This window comes from Clostridium folliculivorans, assembly GCF_024341905.1.
In the GTDB taxonomy this organism is placed as follows: domain Bacteria; phylum Bacillota; class Clostridia; order Clostridiales; family Clostridiaceae; genus Clostridium_AR; species Clostridium_AR folliculivorans.
On record NZ_BQXY01000003.1, the window covers coordinates 353,448 to 365,877 of the forward strand.

The 12,430-nt window shown below is 29.7% G+C and carries 16 protein-coding genes; 3 read left to right on the top strand and 13 right to left on the bottom strand.

Annotation, left to right across the window (positions count from 1 at the left end; translation table 11 throughout):
• Positions 1 to 115: 115 nt before the first annotated feature.
• Positions 116 to 559, bottom strand: coding sequence for a hypothetical protein (locus tag OCU55_RS11825; protein ID WP_261852514.1), 444 nt, complete (start codon positions 557 to 559; stop codon positions 116 to 118).
• 144 nt (positions 560 to 703) lie between these two features.
• Here OCU55_RS11825 and OCU55_RS11830 point away from each other — a divergent pair, with 144 nt between their 5' ends.
• On the top strand, positions 704 to 1,168 hold the full coding sequence (locus OCU55_RS11830; protein ID WP_261852515.1) for a DUF4883 family protein: 465 nt from the start codon (positions 704 to 706) through the stop codon (positions 1,166 to 1,168).
• A 196-nt stretch (positions 1,169 to 1,364) separates the two neighbouring features.
• Here OCU55_RS11830 and folK read toward each other — a convergent pair whose 3' ends face one another.
• From folK to folE, 4 genes are read right to left on the bottom strand one after another with little or no spacing between them, the layout of a single operon-like run.
• Positions 1,365 to 2,189, bottom strand: coding sequence for a 2-amino-4-hydroxy-6-hydroxymethyldihydropteridine diphosphokinase (gene folK, locus OCU55_RS11835; protein ID WP_261852516.1), 825 nt, complete (start codon positions 2,187 to 2,189; stop codon positions 1,365 to 1,367).
• 19 nt (positions 2,190 to 2,208) lie between these two features.
• Positions 2,209 to 3,018 (bottom strand): dihydropteroate synthase, encoded by an 810-nt coding sequence (folP, locus tag OCU55_RS11840; RefSeq protein WP_261852517.1) that lies wholly within the window; start codon positions 3,016 to 3,018, stop codon positions 2,209 to 2,211.
• A gap of 22 nt (positions 3,019 to 3,040) precedes the next feature.
• Positions 3,041 to 3,514: an HD domain-containing protein gene (locus OCU55_RS11845; RefSeq protein WP_261852518.1), complete on the bottom strand. Its 474-nt coding sequence runs from the start codon at positions 3,512 to 3,514 to the stop codon at positions 3,041 to 3,043.
• A 46-nt stretch (positions 3,515 to 3,560) separates the two neighbouring features.
• On the bottom strand, positions 3,561 to 4,118 hold the full coding sequence (folE, locus tag OCU55_RS11850) for a GTP cyclohydrolase I FolE (protein ID WP_261852519.1): 558 nt from the start codon (positions 4,116 to 4,118) through the stop codon (positions 3,561 to 3,563).
• A 271-nt stretch (positions 4,119 to 4,389) separates the two neighbouring features.
• Here folE and OCU55_RS11855 point away from each other — a divergent pair, with 271 nt between their 5' ends.
• Positions 4,390 to 5,229, top strand: coding sequence for a PHP domain-containing protein (locus OCU55_RS11855; RefSeq protein ID WP_261852520.1), 840 nt, complete (start codon positions 4,390 to 4,392; stop codon positions 5,227 to 5,229).
• Positions 5,230 to 5,361: 132 nt separating this feature from the next.
• On the opposite strand, the gene OCU55_RS11860 is transcribed toward OCU55_RS11855, so the two are convergent.
• From OCU55_RS11860 to OCU55_RS11880, 5 genes are all read right to left on the bottom strand, one after another.
• The gene (locus tag OCU55_RS11860) at positions 5,362 to 5,646 is read right to left on the bottom strand and encodes a phage holin (protein ID WP_261852521.1); all 285 of its coding nucleotides are present in this window, start codon (positions 5,644 to 5,646) and stop codon (positions 5,362 to 5,364) included.
• Between the two features lie 231 nt (positions 5,647 to 5,877).
• A complete protein-coding gene (locus OCU55_RS11865) occupies positions 5,878 to 7,281 on the bottom strand; it encodes an aminopeptidase (RefSeq protein WP_261852522.1) in 1,404 nt (467 codons plus the stop codon).
• An 86-nt stretch (positions 7,282 to 7,367) separates the two neighbouring features.
• Entirely contained in the window at positions 7,368 to 8,297 is a 930-nt protein-coding gene (locus OCU55_RS11870) for a magnesium transporter CorA family protein (RefSeq protein WP_261852523.1), read from the bottom strand.
• A gap of 61 nt (positions 8,298 to 8,358) precedes the next feature.
• Entirely contained in the window at positions 8,359 to 9,270 is a 912-nt protein-coding gene (gene hprK, locus OCU55_RS11875) for an HPr(Ser) kinase/phosphatase (RefSeq protein WP_261852524.1), read from the bottom strand.
• Between the two features lie 16 nt (positions 9,271 to 9,286).
• Complete coding sequence (locus OCU55_RS11880; protein ID WP_206870060.1) at positions 9,287 to 9,466, bottom strand: DUF896 domain-containing protein; 180 nt, start codon at positions 9,464 to 9,466, stop codon at positions 9,287 to 9,289.
• 386 nt (positions 9,467 to 9,852) lie between these two features.
• Here OCU55_RS11880 and OCU55_RS11885 point away from each other — a divergent pair, with 386 nt between their 5' ends.
• Positions 9,853 to 10,071 carry a hypothetical protein gene (locus OCU55_RS11885; RefSeq protein WP_261852525.1) on the top strand — a complete coding sequence of 73 codons (219 nt, stop codon included), beginning with the start codon at positions 9,853 to 9,855 and terminating at the stop codon, positions 10,069 to 10,071.
• A gap of 107 nt (positions 10,072 to 10,178) precedes the next feature.
• Here OCU55_RS11885 and OCU55_RS11890 read toward each other — a convergent pair whose 3' ends face one another.
• From OCU55_RS11890 to OCU55_RS11900, 3 genes are all read right to left on the bottom strand, one after another.
• On the bottom strand, positions 10,179 to 10,574 hold the full coding sequence (locus tag OCU55_RS11890) for a hypothetical protein (RefSeq protein ID WP_261852526.1): 396 nt from the start codon (positions 10,572 to 10,574) through the stop codon (positions 10,179 to 10,181).
• 17 nt (positions 10,575 to 10,591) lie between these two features.
• The gene (locus OCU55_RS11895) at positions 10,592 to 10,849 is read right to left on the bottom strand and encodes a DUF1292 domain-containing protein (RefSeq protein WP_261852527.1); all 258 of its coding nucleotides are present in this window, start codon (positions 10,847 to 10,849) and stop codon (positions 10,592 to 10,594) included.
• A 359-nt stretch (positions 10,850 to 11,208) separates the two neighbouring features.
• Entirely contained in the window at positions 11,209 to 12,375 is a 1,167-nt protein-coding gene (locus OCU55_RS11900) for an FprA family A-type flavoprotein (protein ID WP_261852528.1), read from the bottom strand.
• Between the last annotated feature and the right edge of the window lie 55 nt (positions 12,376 to 12,430).

Below are 12,430 nucleotides of genomic sequence, written 5' to 3' on the forward strand. Positions count from 1 at the left end.
TTAATTTAAGTGACAATTTATATATGTCCTTACTAAACAGTTAATGATTTTGACAATTAAAAATACACTTAAACTATTCTATAAGTAATCTGAGCTATTTTTAACATTAAAACTTTTAACTAAATATGTTAATTAGCCAATCAGCAAGTTCTTTTTCGAATTCTTTAGCACCTATATCTATAGTACTTGATTTAATTCTAATGATTAATGAGGGTGCTTTTATCTTTTTACATAGATATAAACTTGCCCCATCCTTAATATTAACTTCATCAAAACCAATACTTTTCATTTTTTCTCTGAGCTCTAATAAAAAACTTAATATCCATTCACCTTTACTTACATATATATCTACTAAATCAACTTCAGTTTGTTGGTTTTCAATATTTATATACAGATCTACTCTAGTTTGATTTGCTAATAAAGCTTTTCTAAACAGAACTTCTCCAAATAACTTATTATTATCTTCCTGAAAGTTTACAACTGAATGTCCATTTCTTATCAATCTTTTATTCACATATGAAGAAACAACTTTGTTCTCTATATCCAGCCCATACTTCAATATGCTTTCCTCCTTATCTAGTACTATGTAAAAAACTATACTAAAAATTTGTATCTATATATATTATTCAAATTTCAGTAAAATGTTCTATCGATGTAGCCAATTACATATTATTTAAAGTAATAATATGTTTACGGAGGTCTCATGAAAAAACTTCTTTCATTAATTCTTATTTTAATTATTTCATTAACCTTTATAGGATGTTCTGACTCACAGTACATAAACTTAAAAAAGAAACCATCCAATCATTATTATACGGAAGAATTGTACAAGCTTATAAGTAATAATAAGTTTCAGATTTCTGCCTTTGACACAGATGTTTACAAGGAATTACCAGCAAAAGAGGAAGACGACAAAATCCTAATAGATTTCATTAAATCCTTAAAAAATGATAACTTTATAAAAAAACCTGCTAATCTTCCAGAAAAGCCAAAATACAAACTTTTCATAAAGATATCAGATGATAAATATGTTATTAATGTATATGACGAAAATGTGGTTTCTATTTTCCCTTGGGATGGTGTTTTTGAGGAGGATTATCTTAGTATGGATAATATTCCATTGGCTTATAGATTAGATTCTTTCTGCAAATACGTTTTTAACAAATAAGCCTATATATAGATTGATTCAAAAGAAAAAGTGTATCCAAAACAATTAACTTTTGGATACACTATTATTTATTAATACTTTTATAGCTTATGTACTAACATACTGAATTGTATAATCAGTCCACAAGTTTTACTTTGAAATAAGTATATTTCAAAACATCACTTTACCGTAGTTTAAATTTAAGAATAGAACTTTTTTATTTCAGATTACTAAGCAATTGTTCTTTTATTTCAAATATTCTTTTTCTAAGTATTGGATGAAATTCATAAGGAGCAATTTCTGCCAGTGGTTCTATTACAAATAACCTTTCATGCATTCTTGGGTGTGGAATTACAATATGCTCATCTGATGAGATTACATCCTCATAAATTAAGACATCTAAATCAATGGTTCTAGGTCCCCATTTTATAATTCTTTCTCTCTTTAGTTCGCTTTCTACTTGTAACAAATAATCAATTAGTTCTCTTGGTGAGAGTATAGTTGATATCTCAGCTGCACCATTTAGGAATTTTTCTTGATTTTCATATCCCCAAGGTTCTGTTGTAATAAAATTTGATACTTTATTTACTTTAGTGTGTCCAGATTCACTTATAATGTCTAAAGCAGTCAATAGATTATAGTTTTTATCTCCCTTATTAGAACCTAATGCTATAAATGCCTTGTTCCATTTTCTATATATTTCAATAGCTGCGTAGTCTAGGTGTTTTCCTATAGGCGCCCATGGTTTCTTTATTGTAACTTTAACAGCTTCTAATATTGTATATTCCCTTAAAATAAATTCTGCAGTTTTTTCTGCAGCCGTTTCTATTAAATCATAGCTTTCCTTTTGAAATTCTTTTTCAAGCTTATGACATAGTTCTCCGTAGTGAACTGATTTAGTTAAATCTCCTGTAATTGCAGCTTCTCTTGAATTGAAGAAAAGTTCCAGTGATATTATAAATTTTTGACCTAATGATTTTTCTTCGCCAAATACACCATGATTCGCAAATAACTCTAGATTTTCTATATAAAGCTTATCCAATCTATTTATCCTCCTAAGTTTATCTATTTCTTACAATTGCATCAGTCATCACTGCTGCTCTTTTATTTTCTTTCACATCATGAACTCTTACAAAATCATATCCTTTCATTATACCAATTACAGTTGTTGCCACAGTCCCCTCAACCCTTTCATCTACTTGCAAATTTAGGGTGTTTCCTATAAATGATTTTCTAGAAGTTCCTAAAAGTAAAGGATATCCTAAACAATTAAATTTTTCTAAATTATTCATTACATATAAATTTTGCTCGTAGCTTTTAGCAAAGCCTATTCCTGGATCAAGTATTATATTTTCTTTTTTTACACCAGCAGCTATGGCTATAGATATAGATTCTTTAAAATCACTTATCATATCCTCTATTATATCACCATATTCAGTATTATCTCTGTTATGCATAAGGCAACAAGGCACATCATATTTTGCAGCTACTTCTGCAATATACTTATCCTTTTTAAATCCCCAAACATCATTTATTAAATTAGCACCAGCCTTTATAGCTTCTTCAGCAACTTTCCCTTTATATGTATCTATTGATATAGGTATATCCAGTTTTTCTCTAATAGCTTTAATAATTGGAATGACTCTTTGTAACTCTTCCTTTTCATCAACAGGTTCGTGGTTAGGTCTTGTTGATTCTCCTCCTATATCAATGATATCTACACCTTCAGCTATCATAACTTCAGCATGATCAATTGCATTTTTTGAACAGTTAAATTTTCCTCCATCTGAAAATGAATCTGGGGTCAAATTAAGGATTCCCATTATATAAGTTTTGTCACCAAAAATAAATTTTTTATTTCCTATGTACATTATTATCACCTCAAATTAAAAACTAATATGTTATATTGTAATTTCTTTTTTCTTCTTCCCAATTACAAGTAAGAGTTGCCTTGCATGTATAGCAGTCTCTTGACAATTTATCACTTTTATAAAATATATAATCGAATCCATTCTCTTTATCATTTCTATGATTTAATATAGCTTTAAGTACTTTATCACTTTCTTCCTCATTAAAACTTGCCTCTTTTAATAAGATCTTAGCAATTTCATAAGATGCCTCATGATGAGGTGTTCCATCCTTATATTGTTTAAATCTTCCTATATCATGTAATATAGCTGTAGCGTATACTACTTCCCTTGAAATTTGCATATTCTGCTCTAGCACCATGATATAAGCTATCCTTGCAACATCTAAAAAGTGCTTTAAATCATGTCTACAATATATTCTATCAATCTCACAAGCTTCAATTTGTGAGAGATAAAACTTATACTTTGGACTGTTTAATATATAATTAACTCTCTCCATTTTATCACCACAATTTCTTAATAATATATAAATATCTTTTACTAGATTATAATTTTATGAGACTGAACACTTCATTTTTAAGATTATTATCATTTAAGAAGTCACCTCTACAGGTGGTGGTAACAGTAATACTGCCTTGCTTTTTTATCCCCCTCATAGCCATACACATATGTTCAGCCTCTATAATAACCATTACGCCTTTAGCATTTAAGTATTTCATAATAGCATCTGCTATTTCTTCTGTAAGTCTCTCCTGCAATTGAGGTTTCTTAGAGTATACTTCAACAGTTCTAGCCAGCTTAGATAAGCCAGTAACTTTACCATTTGGTATATATGCTATGTGTGCTTTGCCGTAAAAAGGTAAAAAGTGATGTTCGCACATAGAGTAAAAACTTATATCTTTTTCTAATACTAAGTTGTCGCTTTCTATAGTAAATTGCTTAGAAAGATATTTTTCTGCATCTTCCCCGATACCTGAAAAGATTTCGTCGTACATCCTAGCAATCCTATCTGGAGTTTCTATCAAACCTTCTCTATTTACATCTTCACCTATAGCTTCAATTATTAGTTTTGCTGCTTGCCTTATTTTATCATGATTAACCATGTATTGCCTCCTGTATTCTATCCGTATGTATTATATTTCATAAATCTATATGCTTATAATTATATTCCTACTAGTATTTTATATAATAAATTAAGTTTCAAGTAAATTTTATTGAAATTTACTTTACACTTATTCAATAATCACGTCTAATTGTGATTATATGGCATGAACAAATTAAAAGTTAAACTAGGAACTCTTTAGTAATGTATGTTAAAATCATTATATCAAAAAATACAGGAAAATATATAGTATTGAAAGGAATGATACTCATTTGAATATAAAAGCAGAATTTCATTGTCATACAACTTCTTCTGACGGCAAAATGTCTCCAACTGAAGTAGTAAGGCGAGCGAAGTCAAAAGGAATTGAATATTTAGCCATAACCGACCACGATAATACAGAAGGAATTGAAGAAGCTCAAAAAGCAGCAAAACTTTATGGCATTAATCTAATTCCCGGTATTGAACTTTCTTGTAATAATAAAGAAAGTGTTCATGTATTAGGTTACTTTAGAGATGATTCTTATAAAGATAAAGGCTTACAAAATTTTTTGAGAGACCTTAAAACCTCAAGAGTAACTAGAGCTAAAAGCATAGTAGATAAATTAAAAATTCATTTTAATATAGGACTTGATTATGAAAAAGTATTAGAAAAAGGTGAAGGTGTAGTAGCACGTCCTCATATTGCTCAGAGCATAATTGAAGCCGGATATAACTATAGCTGGGATTATATATTTGATAATATTATAGGAAACAATTGTCCTGCCTATGTACCAAATAAAATCATTACTGTAGAAGAGGGGATTGCATTATTAAAAAAATATAACGCAGTAGTAATACTTGCTCACCCAATACTTCTTAAGAAAAATTCTCCAGAAGACTTATTAAAACTTGGATTTGATGGTTTGGAAGCAGTATATTTTATGAACTTTAAAAAAGATCAAAATTATTTGGTAAGTCTTTGTAGAAATAACAATCTGGTTTTCACTTGTGGTTCTGATTTTCATGGAATAACTGAAGGTGATACTAAACATGGTGATATAGGTGATATGTCTATAGATGAAGAAGATTTTAATAAGTTTATGGCTCTTTATAAAAATTTTGAAAACTAAACGGAACATCTAAACTAAAATAGTTTGAAAATTTTATATTTACTTATTCAATAGAAAATCTTATATTTACTTATACGTTAAGAAAGAGATTCTTTTTTTAAAGAATCTCTTTTTATTTATACCAATAAGACTTTACTTCACTTCATTGTTTTCTCTGGATATTGTTGCCTCAGTAACTTTATCATATTTTTCTTCTGCTATAGGCTCTTCTGTCTTAGCTTTATCATCAAAAAACCATTTTGCAGTTGTAGTTGGGTCGTTTAATATTCCAGCCATTACAAGTATTGTTAGAAGTGCATTTATAATATCCTTATAATTTGAAGGAAGTATATCTAATCCAAATCCCTGCAAAACCATAGGGATTAATGCTGCTATTGAAACCCATAGCCCATAATTTCTAAATCTCGACTTGTCCATAATTACTCCTCCCTCATTAGTATATTTTATTATATTCGTAAAAAACGTTTTTGTTCATAAATATATTACATTAATGATATTATCCCTCTACTTTATTACTTAGCCTATAATAATATTTATATAATAATTGTATTGTTAATTATTCCATTAATGTAATGCTAAAAAAGCTAAAATAGAGGATTAAGCCTCAGCTTAACCCTCTATTTTTTATAATAATTCCAAATTCATTAACTACGCTTCAATTAAGAAAGCTTCATAACCTCTAACAGCTTCATATATATCAGCCTTAGAAGCAACTTCCCATGGAGCGTGCATATTTTGAAGTGCGATACCACAATCAATTACTTCCATATTATACTCTGCAAGTATATACGCAATGGTACCACCACCACCTTGATCTACCTTTCCTAGTTCAGCAGTTTGCCAAGCAACATTATGCTTATCCATTATAGCTCTTATTTGCGCTATAAATTCTGGATTAGCATCATTACAACCACCTTTACCTCTTGATCCTGTGTACTTATTAAATACTATTCCCTTTCCAAAGAAAGCTGCATTTTTCTTTTCCATAACAGATGGATAGTTTGGATCAAAAGCTGCACTTACATCAGAAGAGAGCATCTTTGAATTAGTTAAACATCTTCTAAGCTTAAGTTCACTATATTCACCTACTCTATCCATAACTTCAGCAACTATATTTTCAAAAAACTTAGAATGCATTCCAGTAGCACCTACACTACCTATTTCTTCTTTATCTACAAACAATGCAACACAGGTCTTCTCTGTTTCATCTATCTTTGCTATTGCTTCAAAAGAAGTAAATGCGCATATTCTATCATCATGTCCATACGCCATAACCATACTTCTATCAAGTCCATAGTCTCTTGCCTTACCTGCCGGTACTATTTCTAGTTCTGCTGAAACAAAATCTTCTTCTGTGATATCATACTTTTCATTTAATATGACAAGTATATTTTCCTTTACTTTTTCTTTAACATCTTTATCTTTTATCGGTCTACTTCCAACTAAAAGATTTAAATCTTCTCCTTCTACAACCTTGTCCCCCTTCTTACCTAATTGATCAGCTGACAAGTGTATGAGCAAATCCGATACTCCAACTACAGGGTCATTATCATCTTCACCTATTACTACATTTACAACAGTATTGTCTTTTTTCACAACTACACCATGTATAGCTAGCGGAATAGCAACCCACTGGTATTTCTTTACTCCACCATAATAGTGTGTTTCTAAAAGGGCTAACTCAGAATCCTCATATAGAGGGTTTTGCTTTATATCAAGTCTTGGTGAATCTACATGAGCCCCTAGAATTGTAAGACCTTTTTCAAAAGATTGTTTTCCTATAACAAACATAGCTAGAGTTTTGCCCATATTATTAGCGTAAACCTTATCTCCAGCTTTTAGAGTATCTCCATTTTTTATGATTTCCTTTAAATCTTTATAGCCTTTTTCCTCAGCCATTTTTACAAATTCATCTACGCACTCTCTTTCAGTTTTGCAAGCTGACATAAACTGTTTGTATCTATCGCTTACATCAAAAACCTTTTTAATATCCTCATCGGAATACTTATCCCAAGCATTAGGGATTTCCCTGGTCAATGTCTTCTTAGTCATATTTGTCCTCCTTTTATACCTCTATAATTATATGTTTAATCTTATAAACAATCATATTTTAAAAATTTAACTTGAATTATAAAACACTAAAGTATTTTTTTCCCTTTGAATATAGCCATTAAGATTACTACTAAAAACGCCATGGTTCCTATCAATCCTTCAAAAGCAAATCTATCATTCTTAAAAGGAATGTGTTCAAAACTCATTCCAAAGATGGCGGTTATAAGTTGTAAAGGGAGAAATACAGCAGTTATTATTGTAAAAGCCTTCATGAGTTCATTTGTTCTGATACCTATTTCAGCTTCGTATGCTTCTCTTACCATAGCGAGGTCCTGAGCTAGACTCTCCATAGAAGCTAATAACTTTTCTATTTTATCGTTTAGATTCCTAAATAGATACATCTGATCATGCTCTATTACATTATTCTCATTGAGCAGCAGAGCATCCCCTATATATCTAAGCGGGTTAAGAAGCTTTCTTAATTTATAGCTTTCTCTTCTTAACGATACAAGTTTATTTATATGTTTTGATTTAGGAGATTTTAATATATCCAGTTCTATCCTATCAGCTTCTGTCTCTAAATCTGCAATAATATTATAATTATTTATTATAAGTCTATCTAGAATATAATATAAGATTATGTAAGGTTTACAATTTTTTTTTAATATAAAACAATTTTTATCCTTCTCAATATCTTCCATTAGATTAGATATAAGTTTCACTTCATTTTTGTAAACAGTAACAATAAAACTTTTACCTAGGTATATATCAATCTCTCTAGGAATTATCTCTAAGTCCTCATTGTCAAGTGCATTAAACACCATAAAAGAATAGTTTTTATAGTAATCTATTCTCGGATATTGTCTAAAATTTTGGCACTCTTCAATAGTTTCAGCAGAGAATATAACTCCAAGTTTATGAACTTCCTTTTGATCACAACAGATCCAATAATAAGATCTTTCTAGTTCCCATTGGTCTACCACTGTTAAATTATCACAAATATCATATACAATCATAAATATCACCTTTTTTAAATGCTCTATCTATTATGTACATGAATTAAAAAACTTATGTGAATTATTCTTCTGTTTTATTCATTCTGCTTTCAATTATGTCAACTGGAGTTGTATCGGACATAAGATTATATCTATAATTAGCTGCTGCAGCCTCGATTATTACAGCAATATTTCTACCAGGTCTTATAGGCACTCTCATTCTTCGTATGTTAACTCCTAAGATATCAACAAATTCAGCATTAATTCCTAATCTATCATAATCTCCGTCATCTCTCCAATGCTCTAAATGAATAGCAAGCTTTATCTCCTTTGATGCTAGTACAGAACTTAATCCATACAGTGCAGATACATCGATTATTCCCATACCTCTAACTTCTAACATTCCAAAAGTAATATGCGGTGATGTTCCTATTAAATCTTCATCAATTTCTTTAATATCAACTGCATCGTCAGTAACAAGTCTATGTCCTCTTTTTATAAGTTCAAGCGCAGTTTCACTTTTTCCTATTCCACTTTCACCAGTAATTAAAATACCTATACCATACACATCAACTAACACACCATGAAGTCTAGTTTCAGGTGCCATTTTATCTGCTAGATATATCGTAGTTTTACTCATAAACTTTGTAGTCATCATTTCAGTTCTCAGAACCCATGTTTTGTTTTTCTGAGCGGCCTTTATAAGTTCCTCATGAGGATCTAAATTTCTTGTGATTACAAGACAACTTACATTAAAACTAAAAAACTTATTAACTCTTTTTTTTCTAAGGTCCACTCCCATATCATCTAAAAAGCTCCATTCGGCTTTCCCAATAACTTGTATTCTTTCTGGGGCGAAATAATTATAAAACCCTGCAAGTTGTAACCCCGGCCTATTTATGTCGCTTACTGTTATAGGAATATTCTTTTCACCTTCTACTAGTACTTCGAAATCAAAATCTTTAACTAATTTTTCAACGGTTACAATACCCATAAAATATCATCCTTTATTATTTCTTTAAATTTTTAGGTTCAATTGTATTTAATTGCGCTCTAAAATTACCTTTTACTCTTTCTATATAATCTTTTCTTAATTCTTGCTGTTCTTCTTTCTCTTGTTCATTTAGCCCCTCTTCCTTGCTCTTCTTATATAAAAAATTAATTCTTTCAATTAGTTCTTCAATATTCATTAAAATTCTCCTTCTTAAGTACAATAATTCATAATCAAAAAATTTAACAGGTATTTTATATTATAAAACTTCGATTAACCATGATAAAAAATTAATTATGTGTCTAGTTTTTATTTTACCTTTCTATAAACCATTTATCAACAACAAATCTTTAGACGAAATTCTACAATCTCATTTTATTACATTTATGTAAAATTCTACATTTGCAGACTTTTACATAAATTTCCACTTGTTGCTTTATGCGTTTTGCGGTATTTTGTTAAGATTTTATAGCGTTAATTGTAACAATTTGACTTATGAATCTTTTTTACAAAAATACAAAATTTGTTATAATAATATTACGCTACTAATAAGTTAATAATTTAATTAGATTGGAGGATAAACTTATGTATTCTTACAAATTGGAAAAAAAGATTATCAGGAGAAAATTTTTATTAAACTTTGTTCTTAATTTTCTATCACCTACTAATATTCTGGTAATAAAGCTAAGCGAAAATTTGGACAAGCTTATAGTTAAACAGCAAAAATATTTACTAAAAAAGCACTTAGGTAAGAGCAACTTAGGAAAGAAAAGACTGAGAGGTCTTTATAAAAATATAGCTTGATATTGTCGGGGTTTAAAATATGTACTATAGATTTTTAGGACACTAAAAAGCCTCTTTAGAAATTAACTAAAGAGGCTATGATATGAACTTTATTTATATATAATTTTCTACAGACCTAATTCATCCATAATATCATCAATATCCAAATCTTTATCTTCTTCGAAGAACACAGCTATAAACTCATTATAATTGTAATTTGACGGATCAATATCATATGAAACAAACTGAGCTTGAACATCGAATTGTTCATTTGTCTCATCAACTATATCATTTACGTTATCTAAGGCTATATCACTTAAATAAGGCAGGAAGTATTCAGAATACCATTCTTTACTTTCCTCTTCATGATCACTCTCTTCGTTTGAATACGCCTTAGCTGCACTCAATTCATCACTATCGAAATCATAGAAGAATCTTAATACAAGACCTTCCTTATACTCGATTTCTTGAATATCTACTAATTCGTTTTCACTTAAAAATTTAATAATTTCTGATTTTTTCATTATTTTCCCTCCATTAATTAATACAATAATTTCTTATATTCTTTTTTTACAGCTTCAAACTCTTTATCGTCCTCTACAAGGTTATATTCTTCTTTACCTTCTATTTCATCTACTCTAAATATAAATGCATCTTCTTCATCAGCATCTTCATCAAGTGGTGAAAGTATCAAGTACTCCTGTTCCTCTAAATATATTCTAGCAACAGCTTCAAAATCCACCTTATTTCCATCCTCATCTCTAAATGACATTATTTCCTTATCTTCTAAATTGCTCATAAAAAAATCTCCTCATAATTTTAAATTAATTTTAAATAAAGTTTTCTTTTAACTTTATATTATTTTCCAATGAAAAATCAGTGTATCTTTAGATAACTAATTCGTACAATGATCTATAAACATAAAGATTCATATATAAACTTAAGCGTTTATATGTATTATAATTCCATTAATTAAAACATCTATTCTAAACATAAATTACTTTTCAACACAGTAAAAGAACACTATAGATTTGATAGTGTTCTTTCTCAAGACATACTGCTTAGAACCGAAATATATTTTTAAAACTCTCACTGCTTCTGATCAGAGAATTTAAAAATAATAAATTTCATTACGAAGTGGTACATCCATATGTTTTCTTAAACTAAGCTCATGAAGTTTTCAACGAACTCATCTGCATTCTTAAAGTCTGCTTCGGATGGTACAAAATTCACCTTAAGTCCGTCTATAGTCTTTAATTTTAAGCTTTTAAGTCTTTCAGTCAGCATTGGCACACCCTCTCCACTCCATCCAAAGGAACCAAATGCTGCTGCTGGTTTTGATCTGTTTATTATAGGGTTAACCAATGATAATAAGTCCCATGATGGCTTAACAGCATCTTGGTTTATTGTAGGCGATCCTATAAGAAAAGCAGAGCTATTATCTATAAGTTCAGCAGCTTTTTCTATAGGCATTGAAGTTATTTCATGAACCTCAACCTTTATACCCTTTTCACCTATCTTTTCTGAAACATACTTAGCTATAGCTTCCGTATTTCCATAGGCTGATATGTAAAACACTTGAATATTCTTTTCAACTGCATCTACTGTAGCCCATTTATCGTAAAGATCCAAGTATCTTTTTGCATCAGCTACATGTAATGGTCCATGGCTAGGCGCAATTATTTCTATGTTAAGACCATCTATTTTTGTTAGTGCTTGTTTTACAAATTTCTTAAATGGCCCCATTATTACTTCAAAATAGTATTTCATTTCTTCAAAGTAATCATCTGAAAAACTATCAGTTACTGCTCCTTCAGGGCAATAATGACAACCTGTGAAATCACAAGTGAATAAAAGAGCCTTATCTTCTACATAAGTAAATATTGTATCTGGCCAGTGAAGATTAGGAGCTGATATAAATTTTAAAGTAGTGCTACCCAAACTTAAATCTTCCTTAGCTTCAATAGCTTCAAAAGGCTTATTAACGATATTTTTAAGATAATTTATTGCAGCTCTTGAACCAACTATTTTAGCATTTGGATAATCTTCCATCAATCTAACGATTGATCCACTATGATCTAATTCTGTATGCTGAACTATTATATAGTCTACAGCTTTTTCACCTATTATATGAGTTATATTTTCTTTAAATTCATCATAAAATCCGTTCTTAACACTATCAACTACAGCTATCTTATCATCATTTATAAGATATGAGTTATAGGTTGTACCTTTTTTTGTTTCCATTATAATATCGAATACTCTTAATGCAGCGTCTTTAACACCAATCCAATATATATTATCTCTAATCTTTTCTACGCTCATTGTACTACCTCCATAACTGTAATAAAATAAAATCACATAAATTGTACCATAGAAG

What these genes read in the sequence shown, in the direction of transcription:
- OCU55_RS11830 (WP_261852515.1), top strand. Translation starts at nt 704, where the DNA reads ATGAAAAAACTTCTTTCATTAATTCTTATTTTAATTATTTCATTAACC.
- OCU55_RS11885 (WP_261852525.1), top strand. Translation starts at nt 9,853, where the DNA reads ATGTATTCTTACAAATTGGAAAAAAAGATTATCAGGAGAAAATTTTTA.
- OCU55_RS11900 (WP_261852528.1), bottom strand. Translation starts at nt 12,375, where the DNA reads ATGAGCGTAGAAAAGATTAGAGATAATATATATTGGATTGGTGTTAAA.
- hprK (WP_261852524.1), bottom strand. Translation starts at nt 9,270, where the DNA reads ATGGGTATTGTAACCGTTGAAAAATTAGTTAAAGATTTTGATTTCGAA.
- OCU55_RS11860 (WP_261852521.1), bottom strand. Translation starts at nt 5,646, where the DNA reads ATGGACAAGTCGAGATTTAGAAATTATGGGCTATGGGTTTCAATAGCA.
- OCU55_RS11845 (WP_261852518.1), bottom strand. Translation starts at nt 3,514, where the DNA reads ATGGAGAGAGTTAATTATATATTAAACAGTCCAAAGTATAAGTTTTAT.
- folE (WP_261852519.1), bottom strand. Translation starts at nt 4,118, where the DNA reads ATGGTTAATCATGATAAAATAAGGCAAGCAGCAAAACTAATAATTGAA.
- OCU55_RS11890 (WP_261852526.1), bottom strand. Translation starts at nt 10,574, where the DNA reads ATGAAAAAATCAGAAATTATTAAATTTTTAAGTGAAAACGAATTAGTA.
- OCU55_RS11870 (WP_261852523.1), bottom strand. Translation starts at nt 8,297, where the DNA reads ATGATTGTATATGATATTTGTGATAATTTAACAGTGGTAGACCAATGG.
- OCU55_RS11895 (WP_261852527.1), bottom strand. Translation starts at nt 10,849, where the DNA reads ATGAGCAATTTAGAAGATAAGGAAATAATGTCATTTAGAGATGAGGAT.
- OCU55_RS11865 (WP_261852522.1), bottom strand. Translation starts at nt 7,281, where the DNA reads ATGACTAAGAAGACATTGACCAGGGAAATCCCTAATGCTTGGGATAAG.
- OCU55_RS11880 (WP_206870060.1), bottom strand. Translation starts at nt 9,466, where the DNA reads ATGAATATTGAAGAACTAATTGAAAGAATTAATTTTTTATATAAGAAG.
- folP (WP_261852517.1), bottom strand. Translation starts at nt 3,018, where the DNA reads ATGTACATAGGAAATAAAAAATTTATTTTTGGTGACAAAACTTATATA.